This is a genomic window from Amycolatopsis sp. NPDC045836 (genome assembly GCF_056431745.1).
Map to the genome: position 1 here is coordinate 231,885 of NZ_JBWKKF010000005.1, position 17,805 is coordinate 249,689.

Below are 17,805 nucleotides of genomic sequence, written 5' to 3' on the forward strand. Positions count from 1 at the left end.
GCCCTCAGCTGCGGAACGAGATCTGGAGCACCGGTTCCGAGGTCTCGGCGAAGAAGTCGTTCCCCTTGTCGTCGATCACGATGAACGCGGGGAAGTCCTCCACCTCGATCTTCCACACGGCTTCCATGCCCAGTTCGGGGTATTCGAGCACTTCGACCTTCTTGATGCAGTCCTGCGCCAGCCGCGCCGCCGGGCCGCCGATCGAACCGAGGTAGAAACCGCCGTGTGCCTGGCAGGCGGCGGTCACCTTCTTCGACCGGTTGCCCTTGGCCAGCATCACCAGCGAACCGCCGGCGGCCTGGAACTGCTCGACGTAGGAGTCCATGCGCCCGGCCGTGGTCGGGCCGAAGGAACCCGAGGCGTAACCGTCCGGGGTCTTCGCCGGGCCGGCGTAGTACACCGGGTGGTCCCGCAGGTACTGCGGCATCTCCTCACCCGCGTCGAGGCGTTCGGCGATCTTGGCGTGCGCGATGTCCCGCGCCACCACCAGGGGCCCGGTCAGCGACAGCCGGGTCTTCACCGGCAGCGCCGAGAGCTGCTCGCGGATCTCGGCCATCGGGCGGTTGAGGTCGACCTGGACCAGCTCACCGGACAGCTCGTCCTCGGTGACCTCGGGCAGGAACCGGGCCGGGTCGCGTTCGAGCTGCTCGATGAACACCCCGTCGGCGGTGATCTTGGCCTTGGCCTGCCGGTCGGCCGAGCAGGACACCGCCACGCCGACCGGGCAGGAGGCGCCGTGCCGCGGCAGCCGGATCACCCGCACGTCGTGGCAGAAGTACTTGCCGCCGAACTGCGCGCCGATGCCGAACTCGCGGGTCATCGCCAGCACCTGCTGCTCGAGGTCCACATCGCGGAACCCGTGGCCGAGCGGGGAACCCTCGGTCGGCAGGTCGTCCAGGTAGCGGGCGGAGGCGAGCTTGGCCACCTTCAGGTTGAACTCGGCCGAGGTGCCGCCGACCACGATCGCCAGGTGGTACGGCGGGCAGGCCGCGGTGCCCAGGCTGCGCAGCTTCTCGTCCAGGAACCGGGCCAGGCGCTTGGGGTTCAGCACCGCCTTGGTCTCCTGGTACAGGAAGGTCTTGTTGGCGCTGCCGCCGCCCTTGGCCATGAAGAGGAACTCGTACTTCGGCTCGGCGTCCCCGGCGGTGTTGTCCTTGTGGTACAGCTCCACCTGCGCGGGCAGGTTCGTCCCGGTGTTCCGCTCCTCCCAGAAGTTCACCGGCGCCATCTGCGAGTACCGCAGGTTCAGCTGCTGGTAGGCGTCGAACACGCCCCTGGACAGGGCCTCCTCGTCGGTCCCGCCGGTGAGCACCCGTTCGGTGCGCTTGCCGATCACGATGGCGGTGCCGGTGTCCTGGCACATCGGGAGCACCCCGCCCGCCGAGATGGCCGCGTTGCGCAGCAGGTCCATCGCGACGAACCGGTCGTTGCCGCTGGCCTCGGGGTCGTCCACGATGGCCCGCAGCTGCGCCAGGTGTGAGGAGCGCAACAGGTGCTGGATGTCGGTGATCGCGGTGCGCGCGAGCTGGGTCAGCGCGGCCGGGTCGACCTCGAGGAACCGGCGGCCGGCGACCTCGACGACGCGCACGCCCTCTTCGGTGACCAGGCGGTATTCGGTCTCGGTGTCCGGACCGAGCGGCAGCACCTCGGTGTGCTGGAAAGTGGTGGTGGCAGGCAGTTCGGGCACTGCGCGGCTCCCTTGCACGCGGTTTTTCGGTGCTGGAACCGTACAACAGGCGCGCGGGACCGGGATAAACGGAAGGCCGGGCCCACCCCGACGGACCCGACCTCCCGGGGAAAGCGGTGCGGTGCCAGGAGCACCGACCGCGAAGCTCATGCGGTGGCTCGAACCGGAGACGGTCGAGAGCCGTGCTCCCGACCGTCTCGTGTGCCACGCCATAAGTCAACGCGGCCGAACGGGTGCTCCGGGGTCACCCTCCGTGTTCTGCCAGGTGGACCGGGTCAGCTGGCGTAGGCCCGCAGGCGGTCGGCCCGCTCGCCCTGGCGCAGCTTCGACATGACCTCGCGCTCGATCTGGCGCACGCGCTCGCGGGAGAGCCCGAAGTGCTTGCCGATCTGGTCGAGCGTGCGCGGCTGGCCGTCGTCGAGGCCGTAGCGCAGGCGGATCACGTGCTGCTCGCGGTCGTCCAGGGTGGCCAGCACCCGGCGCAGGTCGTCCTGCAGCAGCCCGGAGATCACCGCGCTCTCGGCGTCGGTGGCCTCGGAGTCCTCGATGAAGTCACCCAGCGGGGCGTCCTCCTCGGTGCCCACCGGCATGTCCAGGCTCACCGGGTCGCGGGCGTGGTCGAGCAGATCGGCGATCTTGTGCTCGGCGATGCCCGACTCCGCGGCCAGCTCCTCGTTGGTGGCCTCGCGGCCGAGCTGCTGGTGCAGGTCGCGCTTGATCCTGGCCAGCTTGTTCACCTGCTCGACCAGGTGGACCGGCAGCCGGATGGTGCGGCCCTGGTCGGCCATCCCCCTGGTGATGGCCTGGCGGATCCACCAGGTGGCGTAGGTGGAGAACTTGAAGCCCTTGGAGTAGTCGAACTTCTCCACCGCGCGGATCAGGCCCAGGTTGCCCTCCTGGATCAGGTCCAGCAGCGGCATCCCCCGGCCGGTGTAGCGCTTGGCCAGCGAAACCACCAGGCGGAGGTTGGCCTCCAGCAGGTGGTTCTTGGCCACGCCGCCGTCGCGGACCAGCGCCCGCAGCTCGGCGCGGCGCTTGGGGGAGAGGTTCTCGGCGGTGTCCAGCATGTGCTGGGCGAACACCCCGGCCTCGATGCGCTTGGCGATCTCGACCTCGTCGGCCGCGGTGAGCAGCGCGGTCTTGCCGATCCCGTTCAGGTAGACCCGCACCAGGTCGGCGGCCGGGCTCTGCGCGTCGAGGTCGGCGCCGTCCGCGACCGGGCGGCCGGATTGGCTGTCCGGCGAGGTGGCGCTCGAGGAGGAAGTGCCCGTATCGTCGGAAACGGGCGCGGGAATCTTGCGCTGGCGAATGCCCCTCGCCTCGCGCTCAAGAGTCTGGACTGACATTTCTGCCTCCCCGGTCACGGGCTGACGTGTGTGGCTGGCGTCACACGCCAACGCTGTGCGTCACGGGACGGGCCTGTGGAACCCGTCTCGTGAGTCCGGCTGGCTGGCCGGACATTCGGTTCAACGCCCCGGTGCCGCGAAACGTTCCCGAGCCGTCGAAGAGAAAGACGGTCCCCGGGTACCCGAAGTTGCTCCAGCAAGCCTGAGCTTTTCCTGAGAACGGGTGAGTAGCTTCCGTGTGACAGCGGGGAGTCAGCGCCACCTAGTGGTCCAGACCATTGCGCACGCCGCTGCTCACACCTCGACCAGCACGGTGAACGGGCCGTCGTTCACGCTGTGCACCGACATCATCGCGCCGAACCGGCCGGTGGCCACCGCCGCGCCGCGCCCGCGCAGCTCGGAAACCACCGAATCCACCAGTTTTTCCGCGGTTTCCCCGCGCGCGGCGTGCAGCCACGACGGCCGCCTGCCCTTGCGGGTTTCGCCGTACAGGGTGAACTGGCTGACCACGAGCAGCGGCGCGCCGGTGTCCGCACAGGACTTCTCCTCGCGCAGCACCCGGAGTTCGTGCAGTTTCCTGGCCATCGTCCTGGCCTGGTCCTCGGTGTCGTCGGTGTGGATGCCGAGCAGGACCAGCAGTCCCGGTTCGGCGATCGCGCCGACCACCTCACCGTCGACTGTGACACTCGCCTCGGTGACCCTGGCGACCACGGCCCTCATCGCTCGGTCACCGGCAGGAGCATGCCGTGCCGCACGAGTTCGCGGACCACCGGCAACGCGGTCTCGGTCAGCTGTCCGGCCGGCTGGTCGTGTGCGAAGGCCAGCAGTTCCAGCAGGTCGGCCAGCGGCAGCGCACCCCGGCAACCGGCCAGCAACGCGGTGGCCAGTTCGTCCAGTTCGTGCTGCCAGCCCGGCCCGTCGGTGCGGTGCAGGCGGCGGATCGCCGTTTCCCAGCCCTCGTCCGTGGCGTTGTCCACCCGTTCGAGCACCACCGTGTCCGGCACGGTGAACCGGGTCTCCAGCAGTTCGGCGCCGTGGTCGCGCAGCCAGTCCACCCGGTCGAGCCAGTTCGCCGCCTCCGCGCCGAGCGGGTCGTCGAACGCCTGCCGCAGGTCCTCGCAGACCACCGTGGGGCTGCCGCCGGTCCGGCGCAGCGTGACGAAGCCGAAGCCGATGCCTTCGACCCGGTGCTCGGCGAACCAGTCGAGCCAGGCCCCGGCCTTGGCGCGGCCCTCCGGCGACTTCGGGTCCAGTCCGGCGTCCCGCAGCCAGGTGCCGACGTACAGGCCGGGGTCGGCCACGTCACGCTGCACGAACCACGCGTCGGTCCCGGCGGGCAGCCAGCGGTGCACCCGATCGGCCCAGTCCTCGCCTTCGACGTGCAGCCACGACGCGAGCAGCTGCCCCACGCCGCCCTCGTTCAGGAACGACGGCAGCTGGCGCACCACGAGCGCGCTGGCGTCGTCGCCGGCGAGCCCGGAATCGCGGTAGACGTAGTCCACCCGCGGCGGGCCGACCACGAACGGGGGATTGCAGACGATCTGGTCGAACCGGCGGCGGGCCACCGGCGCGAACCACTCACCGCGCGCCAGCTCCACCTCCACCTCGTTCAGTTCGAGGGTGGCCCTGGCCAGCGCCAGTGCGCGCTCGGAGATGTCCGTGGCGGTGATCCGGTCCGCGTGCCTGCTCGCGTGCAGCGCCTGCACGCCGTTGCCGGTGCCGAGGTCGAGCAGGCTGCCCACCGGGCGGCGGCTGGTCGCCCGGATCAGGCTCAGCGAGGCGTGGCCGACGCCGAGCACGTGGTCCTCGGGCACCGGGCCGCCCAGCACGTCGGAGTCGAGGTCGGAGAGCACCCACCACGAGGTGTCGTCGTCGCCGTGCGGCCGGAGGTCCAGCGCCGCGCGCACGCCGTCGTCGGTGCGCCGGACCAGCCCGGCTTCGAGCGAGCCGTCCAGCGGCAGCGCCGCCGCGACGGCGGACTCGGCTTCGGTGGAGCCCAGCAGGAACAGCCGGATCAGCACCCCCAGGGCACCCGCGTCCCGGCTGGCGCGGAAGGCCGGTTCCGGCTCACCGCGGCCGAGCGCGGCGTGCGCGGCACCGCCGAGCACGTCCACCACGCCGTCCGCGTCGTACCGGGCTTCGCGCAGGGCGTCCCGCAGGCGGGCGCGGAAATCTGGGGAGAACTCGGGAAGATCGCTCACGGGTCGGCATGATCCCACGGGCCGGGTGACTATGTTGGGCGCCATGTCTTCGGCACAGGTACCCCTTTGGGTGCCGATCCTGGTCGGCGTGCTCGGGGTCGCCGGTGTGGTGACCGCGCAGGTGATCACCACCGTGCGCGAGGAGCGGCGGTGGCGGCGCGAACAGCAGCGGGAGGACCTGCGCTGGGAGCGGCAGAAGGAGGAGCGCACCCACGAAGCCCGGGCGGCGGCTTACGCCGAACTGATCGGCGTGATCGAGGCGCTGGACGTGATCACCTTCCGGGCCCGCCAGGTGGTCAAGTACAACGAGAACAAGCTGGCCTCGGACGAGAAGCTGGCCGAGGAACTGCGGGCCGTCACCTCGGAGGCGCAGCGCGCCCTCGGACCGGTGAACCTGCACGCCCCGGAACGGATCCGCGCGAAACTGCAGGAGGCGATCCTGCCCCGGCTGTCCCTGTCGGCCAAGTTGCTGCGCAACGAGGACGACGACCCGGACAAGTGGGCCAAGGGGCAGCGGGAATACCGGCTGCTGCGGGCGGAGATGCGCCGTGACCTCGGCCTGGACGCCGAGGACCTGAGCCAGTGGGAGGAAGGCACCGCATGAGCGAGGTACTGGCCGGGCTGGCCGAACTGCTGCCGGAGCTGGAGGCGCTCTACGTCGACCTGCACCGCCACCCCGAACTGGCCTTCGCCGAGCACCGGACCGCGGGCCTCCTGGCGGACCGGCTCGAAGCAGCCGGGTACGAGGTGCACCGCGGGATCGGCCGGACCGGCGTGCTCGGCGTGCTGCGCAACGGCCCGGGGCCGGTGGTGCTGCTGCGCGCGGACATCGACGCCCTGCCCGTCGAGGAGAAGACCGGACTGGAGTACGCGAGCACCGTGCGGGTCACCGGGGCGGACGGGCAGGAGGTGCCGGTGATGCACGCCTGCGGGCACGACATGCACGCCACCTGGCTGACCGGCGCGTCGGCGCTGCTGGCCGCCGGGCGGGCGAACTGGTCGGGCACGCTGCTGGTGGTGTTCCAGCCCGCCGAGGAGGTCGGGGGAGGCGCGTCGGGCATGCTCGAGGACGGCCTGTTCGACCTGGCCGGGCGGCCGGACGTGGTGCTCGGGCAGCACCTGGTGCCGGGGCCGGCCGGCTGGGTGCTGACCCGGCCGGGGGTGCTCATGGCCGCCACCGACGCCCGCCGGATCGTGCTGCACGGGCGTGGCGGGCACGGGTCGCGGCCGGAGACCACGGTCGACCCGGCGGTGCTGGCCGCCTCCGTGGTGCTGAAGCTGCAGACGATCGTCTCGCGGGAGGTCTCCGCCAACGAGGCGGCGGTGGTGACCGTCGGTTCGATGCACGTCGGGACCACGCACAACGTGATCGCCGACCACGCCACCATCGAGGTCAACGTGCGCACCTTCGACGAGGCCGTCCGGCAGAAGGTGCTCGCCGCGATCGAGCGCATCGTGCACGGTGAGGCGGTGGCCGCCGGGTCGCCGGAACCCCCGGAGATCACCGAAATCGGCAGTTTCCCGGTGACCAGGAACGACGAGGCCGCCGCCAACGGCCTCACCGAGGCCTTCCGGGCGCACTTCGGCGCGGAACGGGTGCACGAGGCGCCGCTGGTGACCGGCAGCGAGGACTTCGGCGAGTTCGGCGCGGCGGCCGGCGTACCCTCGGTGTTCTGGCTGGTCGGCGGCCTGGACGCCGAGCAGGTGATGGCCGCGATGACCGCGGGCCGCTTCGAAAGCGACATCCCGTCCAACCACTCGCCGCACTTCGCGCCGGTGCTGCACCCGACGCTGTCGGCGGGGGTGGAGACGCTGGTGGTCGGCGCGTTGCACCGGCTGGCGGCCCCGGGTGTCGGATGAGCGGGCGGAGTGGGAGCATGATGGGGGTTGGAGGTGGTGTGGTGAGTGAACCGCGGAGCACTTCCGAGCCGGTCCTGATCACCGAGGCGGAGCTGTCCTACGAGGAGCAGCTCGCCGCGCGCAAGCGCAAGTACATGCTGATGATGGGACTGCGCATCCCCTGCCTGGTCCTGGCCGGGCTCTTCTACCACACCTGGTGGCTGGCGCTGGGGCTGATCGTGCTGTCGATCCCGCTGCCGTGGGTGGCCGTGCTGATCGCGAACGACCGTCCCCCGCGCAAGGCGGAACAGGTCAGCCGCTACCAGCGCGAGGCACGGGCGATCGAACAACGGGAACACCGCGTGATCGACGGCTGAGGCCGCTGCTGGAGTGCGTGGCTCGGCCTCACTCGCCCGCAGCCGATGCGCGGACTCCGGCGAGACCCCGCCCGGCGGGCCGGGCCTGGCGAAGCAGAGGCTGCCAGAAAACTCCTGCGAGACAGGTCCGCCAGAAAGAAGCCTGGCGAGACCAGCGCCACTGAGCCAGGCCCCGGCGAGGCGAGGCCCACCCTACGGCTGCGCCCCCACCTTCCGGACCGCCCGCGCCCCCAGTCGCACCCCCGCGCGCAAAGCGTCCATTCGGGACGCACCAGACAGCCAGGCGGCGAGCACCCCCGCGTCGAACGCATCCCCGGCACCCGTCGAATCCACGCATTCCGCCGGTTCGGCGGGCACCGAGACCACGCCCTCCCCGGTGACCCAGCTCGCCCCGTCCATGCCCGAGGTGACCACCACCTCGCCCACCGTGCCCAGCAGCGCCTTGGCCGCCACCGGGTCGCCGGAGCCGGTCAGCGCGGCCAGTTCGGCGGCGTTCGGCAGGAGCAGGTCGACGCCCCGCACGTCGTCGAGGAACTGCGCGCCGTCGGTCAGCAGGGGCGCCGACTGCGGGTCCACCGAGGTGGTCAGCCCGGCCCGCTTGGCGGCGGCCAGCGCGGCGAGCCCGGCGGGCCGCGAGGTCGCGTCCAGCAGCACGTAGCCCGAAAGGTGCAGGTGCCGCGCACCCGCCAGCGCCTCGCCGGTGACGTCCTCGGGGCTGAACCGCGCGTTCGCGCCCCGGTCCGGGAGCATGCTGCGCTGCCCCTCGTTGTCCACCAGCACCACCACGCAGCAGGTGGTCGCCTCGGGGTCGACCGCCAGCGCGCACCGCACCCCGGCCGCCTCCAGTTCGGCGCGGATCAGCCGCCCGCCCGCGTCGTCCCCGATCCGGGCGACGAGCGTCGGCTCGGCGCCCGCGGCCCGCAGCCACATCGCGGTGTTCGCCCCCGCGCCACCACCGGCGAACCGCACCTTCGTCCGCACGTCACCGCCGTGCAGGATGGGCCCGTCGTGCTGGGCGACCACGTCCAGCCCGGCGTCCCCGACCACCACGATCATGCGCCCAGCTCCACGGCCACCTCGGCGGCGAGCCGCACGTTCGACACCACCAGCGCCTCGTTGGCGTCCAGGCTGACCCCGCCGCTGGCGGTGTGGAAGTGCTCCAGCAGCACCGGCGTCACGTCCGAGCCGAGCACCCCGCGGTCCCGCAGCAGTTCCAGCCCTTCGGCGAGCAGCCGGTCGTGCAGTCCGGCGTCCATTTCGAACTCTTCCGGGATCGGGTTCACCAGCAGCGCGGCCGAACCGGTGAGCCGCCGGTGCGCGGCGAACGCCGCGGCGGCCTGCGCCGGGTCCTCCACCCGCCAGTTCACCTCGAACCCCGACGAGCGGCGGTAGAACGCGGGGAAGTCGCGGGTGCGGTAACCCAGCACCGGCACCGAATTGGTCTCCAGCACCTCCAGCGTGGCCGCGATGTCCAGAATGGACTTCACCCCGGAGCAGACCACCAGCACCGGCAACCGGGACAGCGCACCGAGGTCGGCGGAGACGTCCCAGGTCACCGCGGCACCGGGCAGCGGCAGGTGCACCCCGCCGAGCCCGCCGGTGCCGAACACGCCGATGCCCGCCGCGTGCGCCAGCGCCGAGGTGCTGGCGACCGTGGTCGCGCCGGACCCGCCCAGGCCCAGCGCCGGGCCGAGGTCACGCCAGGAGAGCTTGTCCAGCCCGGCGTCCTCCGCGCAGATGCGCTCGAGTTCGGCGGGGGACAGGCCGATCACCGCCCGGCCGTCGAGCACCGCGATCGTGGCGGGCACCGCACCCGCGTCGCGGACGGCCCGTTCCAGTTCGGCGGCCACCTCCAGGTTCCGGCCGGGTGGCAGGCCGTGCGAGAGGAGCGTGCTTTCCAGCGCCACCACGGGACGGCCGTCGGCGAGGGCGTCGGCCACTTCGGGGGCCACGGTCAGGTACTCGGTCACAACGGGACATCTTCACCGATCGGGTGACGGCGGTACCAGCCGGGCCAGCTCCCGGGCCAGGTTCCGCCTGGCCGCGGCCTCCCAGCGGGCGCGGGCGGGGGCCGTCCGGTACAGCGGGTCCCGCGCCAGCAGCCGGGCGAGCACCTTCGCCCGGCCCGTGGTCCAGTCCGCATCGGAGACCGCCGAGTACTCGGCACGCACGTTCCGCGCGTACTCGTCGTACTCGCCGGACGGCGCGCCGAGGGTGGCGAGGTCGGCGTCGAGCAGGGCGGACGCCGCCAGGTCCTCGGCGGGTGCGTCGTGCCCGAGCGTGGTGAGCACCAGTTCCTCCACCCGGAGCACGTCCGGTGGGGCGAGCCCGGCGGCTTCCAGCCAGTTCACCGCCCAGTCCGCGCTGTGCCGCTCGTCGTCGCCGGGTTTCGCGTCGTAGACCACGTCGTGCGCACAGGCGGCCAGCGCGACCAGCGCCCGGTCACGGGCGCTCAACCCCAGCTCGGCACCGAGTTCACCGCTGAGCCGGACGACGGCTTCCAGGTGCGCGGTGGTGTGGTAACGCCGGTGCGGCTGGGCGTACCGGCCGGTGAGCTCGGCCGCCGCGCGAGCCCCGGCCGCCAGGTCACCGCCGAGCGTGACCAGCGCCTGCAACCAGGCTTCCCGCGCGTTCAGTCGAAGATCCCGCGTGCCTTGGCCACCTCGTGCAGCCACCCCTCCAGTTGCTTCTCCCACGGCACCCGCTCCCACTGGGCGTGGTCGACCTTGAACGAGCCGAGGAACTCCTGGCCGCGCTCGCCGAAACCGCCGGTCTTGCGCACCCGGACGCGTTTGACCACCTCCAGCACCACGGTGGTCTCGGCGGGGTTCGACAGGAAGGTGACCGCCACCGAGTCGAACACCGGCGCGAACCGCGGCGACGGGCTGAACCGGATCTCCTGGAAGAACGGCAGCTGCTGGGTGACGCCGTTGATCCGGCCCTTCTCCAGCGCCGCGCCGGTGAAGGTGAAGCCGATCCGGCTCATCGCGTCCAGGACGCGCTTCTGCGCGGGCAGCGGTTCGACCGAGGCGGCGTCGACGTCCTGCGGGTCGGACACGCTGCCCGCCAGGTCGAGGCTGGTCTGCACGCCGACCGCGATCCCGGTCAGCGGCTTGCCGAACACGCTGCTGATCGGCGTCTCCCACGGCAGCGCGATCTCGAACGGCAGCCGGACCCGCTGACCGGGCCGGATGACCTCGTTGCCCGCCAGGTGCTGGTCGCCGAAGCCGAGGTCGCCGACCTCCGGCGCACCCCGGTCCGACGGCAGCTCCACCCTGGCGATCAGCCGGATGCCCAGTGCGTTGATCTCCTGGTCGACCTCGCCGCCGAGCAGCAGGACCTCACCGCGGAGCGGGCGCCCCGGCTGGACCGCGCGGTCGGTCAGCCGCGCGTCGAGCCGCGCCCCGCCGGAGCCGAAGCTGGCAAGCACCTTCTGGAACATGGCGCCGATACTGCCATTATGGAGGGGTGAGTACGCAGACCTTGCCGGAAGTCGACACCCGTCCCGAGGGCACCGACACCACGGACGACGACGCCCCGAAGATGTTCCACTACGTGAAGAAGAACAAGATCGCCGAAAGCGCGGTCATGGGCACTCACGTGGTGGCGTTGTGCGGAGAGGTGTTCCCGGTGACGAAGTCGCCGAAGCCGGGTTCGCCGGTGTGCCCCGACTGCAAGAAGATCTACGAGGGCCTGCGCCCCGGCGGCGACTGAGCCGGGGGTGGCCTTCCCGGGCTTCCCGGAAGGCCACCCCCGTCCCCCTCAGCGGGCGCCGGCCAGTTCCGGCGCCTCGGTGCGCGGTGCCTTCTTCGCGCGCCGCCGCTCCTTGCGGCCTTCGACCACCGTGTAGAGCGCCGGCACCAGCACCAGCGTCAGCACCGTCGAGCTGACCAGCCCGCCGATCACCACGATGGCCAGCGGCTGCCCGATGAACCCGCCCTGCCCGGTCAGCCCGAGCGCCATCGGCACCAGCGCGAAGATGGTCGCCGCCGCGGTCATCAGGATCGGCCGCAGCCGCCGCCTGCCGCCCTCGACCACCGCGTCCGCCACGCTCATGCCCTCGTCCCGGTACTGGTTGACCAGGTCGATCAGCACGATCGCGTTGGTCACCACGATGCCGATCAGCATCAGCATGCCGATCAACGCGGGCAGGCCGAGCGCGGTGCCGGTGAGCAGCAGCAGCCCGATCGCGCCGGTCGCGGCGAACGGGATGGACACCAGCAGGATCAGCGGCTGCACCAGGCTGCGGAAGGTGGCCACCATGATCAGGAAGACGATCGCGATGGCGGCCAGCATGGCCAGCCCGAGGTCGGCGAAGGCCTCGTTCTGCTCCTGGCTCACCCCGCCGAGCGAGTAGGCCGCGCCGCCGGTCAGCGCCAGCCCGTCCAGCTCGGTGGTCAGCTCCCTGGTCACCGCGGACAGGTCCGAGCCGGTGGTCTTCGCCGACACCGTGGTGCTCAGCTCACCGTCGGTGCGCTTGACCTGGGTCGGTCCGTCCACCGTGCGCACGGTGGCCACCTCGTCCAGCCGGACCACGCCGGTGGCCGAGGGCACCGGCAGCGCCGCGACCGCCGCCGCGCTGTCCGGCCGGTCGCCGGTGCGCAGCACGATGTCGGTGCGGGTGCCGTCGACCGGCAGCTGGGTGACCGTCTGCCCGGCGATGGCCTGGCTCGCCAGCTGCCCGATGGTGGTCGCGCTCAGCCCGCGCTGGGCCGCCTTGGCCCCGTCGACCTCGATCTGCACCCGCGGCATGCCCGCGGCCAGGTCGTTGGTCACCCCGGTCAGCCCGGACACCGCACCGAAGGCCCGCTGGACCGCGTCGGCGGCCGGGCGCAGGGCCGCTTCGTCCGGGGCGGTGACGGTCACCGCGACCTCGTCGGAGGCGGGTGCGGCGGCCGCGCCGCCGAACTCGAGTTCGCCGAGGCCGGGTTGCGCGGTCAGCGTGTCACGCAGGCGGTTTTCGAAGGCGTCGAGATCGGTGCCCTCCTTGACCGTGATGCTGATGTTCGTGGTGGTCGAGCCACCACCGCCGAACAACGCCGCCGCCGGGTCGTTGCCCACCGTGACCTGGTACTTCTCCACCTCACCGCTGGCCGCCAGCGCCTGCTCGACGCGGATCGCGGCCTGCTCGCGGGCGTCGAGGCCGGTACCCGGCTCGAACTCCTGGCGCAGGCTGGTGGTCGTCGTGGCGCCGTCGTCGAGGAAGTTCGTTTCGAGCTTCGCCGACAGCCCGATGGTGCCCGCGAAGACCAGCAGCGACAGCAGCACCACGGTCAGCCGCCGCCGGGTGGCGAACCGGATCACCGGCACGTAGATCCGCTGCAGCAGGCCACGGCGCTCCTTCGCCAGGGCGCGCTGGAGGTTCGCCTCGGCTTCCTCGGCGCTCGCCGCGGCCTTAGGCGGCTTGAGGAACCAGTACGCCAGCACCGGCACCACGGTCAGCGAGACCAGCAGGGAAGCCAGCAGCGCCACGGTCACCGTCAGCGAGAACGGGGAGAACAGCTCACCCGCCATGCCGCCGACGAAGGCGATCGGCAGGAACACCGCGACCGTGGTCAGCGTGGACGCGGTGACCGCACCCGCCACCTCCCGCACGCCGTTGAGCACCGCGCGTTGCTTGCCCTCGCCGTAACCGAGGTGCCGCTTGATGTTCTCCAGCACCACGATCGAGTCGTCCACCACCCGGCCGACGGCGATGGTGAGCGCGCCGAGGGTGAGCAGGTTGAGCGAGAGGTCACCGGCCCACAGCGCGAGCAGCGCCACCACCACCGACAGCGGGATGGACACCGCGGTGACCAGGGTGGACCGCACCGAGAGCAGGAACAGCAGGATGACCACCACGGCGAAGGCCAGGCCGAGCAGCCCCTCGGTGGTCAGCCCGCTGACCGCCTCGGCCACCTGCGGGCCCTGGTCGAAGGTGGGCGTCAGCTCGGCACCCAGCTTGCGGCCCAGTTCGGGCAGCTTCTCCGCCACCGCGCCGGACACCGCGACCGCGCTGCCGTCGCTGACCATCGTCACGTTGATGCCCAGGCTCGGCTTGCCGTTGGTGCGGGTGATCGAACCGGCGGGTGCCAGCGTGGGTTCCACGCTCGCCACGTCACCGAGCTTCGCGGTGGGGGACAGCTGGAGGTCGCGCAAGCTCTCGACGGTGACGTCCCCGCCGCCGACCTCGACGGTGAGCGTCCGGTCGCCGTCGGACACCGTGCCCGCCGGAATGGCCGCGCCCGCCGTCTTCAGCGAGGTGACCAGTGCCGCCGGGTCGACCTTCGCCGCGCCGAGCCGGGCGTAGTCGACGTCGATGGTGACCGTCTTCTCCCGCGTGCCGGTCACCGTCGCGTCCCGCACGTCGGGGATCTCGCGCAGCTCCGGCAGCACCTCCTTGGTCAGCCGGTCGGCGAACTGCTGCTGGTCACCGGGGGCGGAGGCGGCCAGGATGACCACCGGGATGTCGTCGGTGCCGCCCGCGGTGACCGTGGACTCGCTGTTTTCCGGCAGCTGCGGGCGCAGCCGGTTGACCACCTGCTGCAGCTGGTTCACCGACGCGTCGATGTCGGTGCCGTAGGCGAACTGGACGACCACGGTGGAGACGCCCTCGGCGGAGGTGGAGGTGACCTCCTCGACACCGGTGACACCCTGGACCCCGCCCTCGATCGGCTGGGTGAGCTGGCGGTCCACCGCGTCCGGGGAGGCACCGGGGTACGGGGTCACCACGACCGCGCTCGGCAGCTGGAGTGACGGGAAGAGCTGTTGCTTGAGCTGCGGCAGCGCGATGACGCCGAAGCCGAGCACCAGGATGGCCAGCAGGCCGACCAGGCTTCTGTTCCGGAGGCTGAGCTTTGCCAGCGCGGACATGACGGGAACCCCCTCGGGTGCGGAGCAGATCACCACGCCGGTGCGCGGCAGGCAGAGCCTTTCAGCACCCGGTGTACCAGCGGCTCAACCGAGGAGTGGATTCACGTCCTACTTTGGGAGGAGGGCGGGGTTTCCGCTGGTTGCTCACTGTGCTCGCCCGGGTCTTCCGGGTCTTCCGGGTGTTCCGGGTCTTCCGGGTCACCGCGGGACCCGTCCTCCGTGCGCGGCCGCCGCAACGGCGTCGTGGTGCGCTCCCAGCGCTTGCGGCCGTCCTCGTTGCGCAGCCGCTCGCTGGCCCGCTCCATCTCCAGCCGCCGCCACCGGCGCCGCTGCCGCCGGGTCATCTTGGCCGGCCACAGCTCCTGGATGGCGCTGTTGAAGTAGGCGCCGCCGACCACGGCGAGGCCGATGAAGAAGGTGAACAGCAGGAAGGCGATCGGCGTGGCCAGCGCGCCGTAGGTGTAGCCGGTGGTGGTGATCCACGAGATGTAGATCCGCAGGCCGACGCTGGAGAGCAGGAAGATGGCCATGGCCAGCACCGCGCCGGGCAGGCCGCGGTGCCACGGCAGCTTGCGCGGCAGCGCCAGCTTGTACAGCGTGGCCAGCGCCAGCACCAGCAGCGCGCCGAGCACCGGGAAGTACAGCGTGCCGATCCACTCGTGCACGGTGGGCTGCCAGGCGTCGGGCAGGAACCCCGGCAGCAGGTCGGGGCCGATCGCGATCACCGGCAGCCCGACCACCAGGAACACCAGCATCACCAGGTACAGCAGCAGCGCGAAGATCCGCTGCCAGACCTCGTTGCGCACGCCGTACTGGCCGTGCGCCACGGTGATCGCGTCGACGAACGAGGACATCGCCGAGGAACCGGCCCACAGCGAGATCAGGAAGCCGATCGAGACGATCTCGCCCTTGCCGATGGTGAGGATGTCGTTGACCGTCGGCTCGATGATCCTGGTGACCACGTCGGAGCTGAAGATCTGGGCGCAGAAGGCGATGATCCGGTCGTGCACGGCGGTGACCACGCCCTGGCCGAACCAGTCGCCGATGAAGCCGAGGCTGCCGAGCAGGCCGAGCAGCAGCGGGGGCAGCGAGAGCGTCTGCCAGAACGCGGCTTCGGCGGACTCGGAGAAGATGTTGCCGTCCCAGGCCTTGTTCAGCGTGCGGCCGATCAGCTGCACCGGTTTGCGGGCGCGCTCGCCCCCCGGCGCCCGCTCGGCGGCCGGTGGTGCGCTGGGGTCGGGGTCGGCTGTGTCCATCTTCACCCTCAAGCATGGTGCATTCGGCCGGTTTTGGCTCGTGGGGGCGCGAGTTGCCCGGTTGTGTCCGCCGTCTCTTCGCCCGCGGCCGTGCCGCGCCACGAACTTGTCGGGGGTGGCGGGTAAGCTCGTCGGAGCCTCCGCAGCGGTGCCAGCGGGGGCGTTCGCATGTAGCCGCCAGCTAGAGGGGAGTTGGACCTCTTTGTCGGAGACGGCCCAGCACGATCGGGCGGCCGCCGGATTCAGCGCTCCGCCCCCCGGCCAGGACACCACCGTCCGGCCGCTGCGCGCCTGGCAGCGCCGGGCGCTGACCAAGTACCTCACGGCCAAGCCCAAGGACTTCCTCGCCGTGGCGACGCCCGGCGCGGGCAAGACCGTCTTCGGCCTGCGCATCGCAGCCGAGCTGCTGTCCGACCGCACGGTCGAGGCGATCACCATCGTCACGCCGACCGAGCACCTCAAGCACCAGTGGGCGGCCTCGGCCGCCGCGGCGGGCATCGCGATCGACTCGAACTTCCGCAACACCACCGGCGTGACCTCCTCGGACTACCGCGGGGTCGCGGTCACCTACGCCCAGGTCGCCGCCCACCCGACGATGCACCGGGTGCGCACGGAGAACCGCAAGACGCTGGTCATCCTGGACGAGATCCACCACGGCGGCGACGCCAAGTCGTGGGGTGACGCGGTCCGCGAGGCGTTCACGCCCGCCGTGCGCCGGCTCTCGCTGACCGGGACGCCGTTCCGCAGCGACGACTCGCCCATCCCGTTCATCACCTACGAGCCCGACGGCGAAGGTGCCATGCGCAGCCGCGCCGACCACGCCTACGGCTACTCCGACGCGCTCGCCGACGGCGTCGTGCGGCCGGTGGTCTTCCTGGCGTATTCGGGGGAGGCGTCGTGGCGCACCAGCGCCGGTGACGAGTTCACCGCGCGCCTCGGCGAGCCGCTGACCGCCGAGCAGAACGCCCGTGCCTGGCGGACCGCGCTCGACCCGAGCGGCGAGTGGGTGCCCGCGGTGCTCCAGGCCGCCGACACCCGGCTGAGCCAGGTCCGCACGACCATGCCCGACGCCGGTGGCCTGGTGATCGCCACCGACCAGGACTCCGCCCGCGCGTACGCGAAGATCCTGGAGCGGATCTCCGGTGAGGCGCCCGCGGTGGTGCTCTCGGACGATCCGAAGGCGTCCGCGCGCATCGGCGAGTTCTCCGAGTCCACCGACCGCTGGCTGGTCGCGGTGCGCATGGTGTCCGAAGGCGTGGACGTGCCGCGGCTGGCGGTCGGGGTGTACGCCACCAGCGCGTCGACCCCGCTGTTCTTCGCGCAGGCGATCGGCCGGTTCGTGCGCGCGCGGAAGCCGGGGGAGACGGCGAGCGTCTTCGTGCCGAGCGTGCCGGTGCTGCTGGAGCTGGCGAGCGAGCTGGAGGTCCAGCGGGACCACGTGCTCGGCAAACCGCACCGGGAGAAGGACGGCTGGGACGACGAGCTGCTGGTCGCCGCCAACCGCACCGAGGACGAGCCCGGTGAGGAGGAGAAGGCGTTCACCTCGCTGGGCGCCTCCGCCGAACTGGACCAGGTGATCTACGACGGCAACTCGTTCGGCACCGCGGTGTTCTCCGGTTCCGACGAGGAGCAGGAGTTCCTGGGGCTGCCGGGCCTGCTGGAGCCGGACCAGGTGCGCGCGCTGCTGCGCAAGCGCCAGGAAGAGCAGCTGGCCGACGAAAGGCGCCGCAAGCCGAAGGCCGAAGCCGCTCCGCCGGCGCCGAAGCCACGCACGGTCGCCGAGCGCCTCGGTTCGCTGCGCAAGGAACTGAACGCCCTGGTCGGCATGTACCACCACCGCACCGGCAAGTCCCACGGCCAGATCCACAACGAACTCCGCAAGGCCTGCGGGGGACCGCCCACGGCCATGGCCACCCTGGAACAACTGGAAGAACGCGTGGTGACCCTGCGTTCCTGGTGACTCCGGGGCTGACCCGCCGGTGGCCCGGTTCAGCGGGTCGCGAGTTCCGCAGCCTGGAGACCGGTGTTCCGGCGGCTGAAGTCCGCTCACGCGCTCCTGGGCACGCCCAGCTGAGTCCACTCCCGGGAGCCGGAAGCGGGGTGACGGGAAGACGGGTGACCAAGGGCGTTCTGGTTACGCTGCGGATAGTGGGCAGGCACCCACCCTGGGCGATCACGGAAAGTTTCGTCACGGAGCGTTTGAACGGCTTGTTGCCAAAACGTATCCAGCCGACTCTACTGCATCGA

15 protein-coding genes are annotated in these 17,805 nt (G+C 71.6%); 5 read left to right on the forward strand and 10 right to left on the reverse strand.

The features are described from left to right. Positions 1 to 4 precede the first annotated feature (4 nt). The 4 genes from AC07EG_RS10830 to AC07EG_RS10845 form a co-directional block, all read right to left on the reverse strand. The gene (locus tag AC07EG_RS10830) at positions 5 to 1,687 is read right to left on the reverse strand and encodes a fumarate hydratase (protein ID WP_478252837.1); all 1,683 of its coding nucleotides are present in this window, start codon (positions 1,685 to 1,687) and stop codon (positions 5 to 7) included. A gap of 275 nt (positions 1,688 to 1,962) precedes the next feature. Beyond that, positions 1,963 to 3,033 carry a sigma-70 family RNA polymerase sigma factor gene (locus AC07EG_RS10835; RefSeq protein ID WP_478252838.1) on the reverse strand — a complete coding sequence of 357 codons (1,071 nt, stop codon included), beginning with the start codon at positions 3,031 to 3,033 and terminating at the stop codon, positions 1,963 to 1,965. A gap of 294 nt (positions 3,034 to 3,327) precedes the next feature. Beyond that, positions 3,328 to 3,753: a D-aminoacyl-tRNA deacylase gene (dtd, locus tag AC07EG_RS10840; protein ID WP_478252839.1), complete on the reverse strand. Its 426-nt coding sequence runs from the start codon at positions 3,751 to 3,753 to the stop codon at positions 3,328 to 3,330. Next, the gene (locus AC07EG_RS10845) at positions 3,750 to 5,234 is read right to left on the reverse strand and encodes a DUF7782 domain-containing protein (protein WP_478252840.1); all 1,485 of its coding nucleotides are present in this window, start codon (positions 5,232 to 5,234) and stop codon (positions 3,750 to 3,752) included. Before AC07EG_RS10845 ends, dtd begins: the two co-directional genes overlap by 4 nt. Before the next feature lie 43 nt (positions 5,235 to 5,277). Here AC07EG_RS10845 and AC07EG_RS10850 point away from each other — a divergent pair, with 43 nt between their 5' ends. Genes AC07EG_RS10850 through AC07EG_RS10860 form a run of 3 tightly spaced genes read left to right on the forward strand, consistent with a single transcriptional unit; the run spans position 5,278 to position 7,450 of the window. Continuing rightward, positions 5,278 to 5,838 (forward strand): hypothetical protein, encoded by a 561-nt coding sequence (locus AC07EG_RS10850; RefSeq protein ID WP_478252841.1) that lies wholly within the window; start codon positions 5,278 to 5,280, stop codon positions 5,836 to 5,838. Then, complete coding sequence (locus tag AC07EG_RS10855) at positions 5,835 to 7,094, forward strand: amidohydrolase (RefSeq protein WP_478252842.1); 1,260 nt, start codon at positions 5,835 to 5,837, stop codon at positions 7,092 to 7,094. The genes AC07EG_RS10850 and AC07EG_RS10855 overlap by 4 nt, the downstream gene beginning before the upstream one ends. Positions 7,095 to 7,114: 20 nt before the next feature. Next, on the forward strand, positions 7,115 to 7,450 hold the full coding sequence (locus AC07EG_RS10860) for a DUF3099 domain-containing protein (RefSeq protein ID WP_478253086.1): 336 nt from the start codon (positions 7,115 to 7,117) through the stop codon (positions 7,448 to 7,450). 192 nt (positions 7,451 to 7,642) lie between these two features. Here the strand turns inward: AC07EG_RS10860 and AC07EG_RS10865 are convergent, their stop codons facing one another. From AC07EG_RS10865 to AC07EG_RS10880, 4 genes are read right to left on the reverse strand one after another with little or no spacing between them, the layout of a single operon-like run. Further along, entirely contained in the window at positions 7,643 to 8,506 is an 864-nt protein-coding gene (locus AC07EG_RS10865) for a carbohydrate kinase family protein (RefSeq protein ID WP_478252843.1), read from the reverse strand. Then, positions 8,503 to 9,420: a pseudouridine-5'-phosphate glycosidase gene (locus tag AC07EG_RS10870; protein WP_478252844.1), complete on the reverse strand. Its 918-nt coding sequence runs from the start codon at positions 9,418 to 9,420 to the stop codon at positions 8,503 to 8,505. Before AC07EG_RS10870 ends, AC07EG_RS10865 begins: the two co-directional genes overlap by 4 nt. A gap of 12 nt (positions 9,421 to 9,432) precedes the next feature. Further along, entirely contained in the window at positions 9,433 to 10,065 is a 633-nt protein-coding gene (locus AC07EG_RS10875) for an HD domain-containing protein (RefSeq protein ID WP_478252845.1), read from the reverse strand. Positions 10,066 to 10,082: 17 nt separating this feature from the next. Further along, positions 10,083 to 10,892 (reverse strand): sporulation protein, encoded by an 810-nt coding sequence (locus AC07EG_RS10880; RefSeq protein WP_478252846.1) that lies wholly within the window; start codon positions 10,890 to 10,892, stop codon positions 10,083 to 10,085. A 26-nt stretch (positions 10,893 to 10,918) separates the two neighbouring features. Between AC07EG_RS10880 and AC07EG_RS10885 the strand changes: the two genes are divergently transcribed. Beyond that, entirely contained in the window at positions 10,919 to 11,164 is a 246-nt protein-coding gene (locus AC07EG_RS10885; protein WP_478252847.1) for a DUF3039 domain-containing protein, read from the forward strand. Positions 11,165 to 11,212: 48 nt separating this feature from the next. Here AC07EG_RS10885 and AC07EG_RS10890 read toward each other — a convergent pair whose 3' ends face one another. Both AC07EG_RS10890 and AC07EG_RS10895 read right to left on the reverse strand, forming a co-directional pair. Beyond that, a complete protein-coding gene (locus tag AC07EG_RS10890; RefSeq protein WP_478252848.1) occupies positions 11,213 to 14,302 on the reverse strand; it encodes an efflux RND transporter permease subunit in 3,090 nt (1,029 codons plus the stop codon). Positions 14,303 to 14,403: 101 nt separating this feature from the next. Further along, complete coding sequence (locus tag AC07EG_RS10895; protein ID WP_478253087.1) at positions 14,404 to 15,558, reverse strand: YihY/virulence factor BrkB family protein; 1,155 nt, start codon at positions 15,556 to 15,558, stop codon at positions 14,404 to 14,406. Between the two features lie 202 nt (positions 15,559 to 15,760). Between AC07EG_RS10895 and AC07EG_RS10900 the strand changes: the two genes are divergently transcribed. Next, the gene (locus AC07EG_RS10900) at positions 15,761 to 17,518 is read left to right on the forward strand and encodes a DEAD/DEAH box helicase (protein ID WP_478252849.1); all 1,758 of its coding nucleotides are present in this window, start codon (positions 15,761 to 15,763) and stop codon (positions 17,516 to 17,518) included. Positions 17,519 to 17,805: the final 287 nt, after the last annotated feature.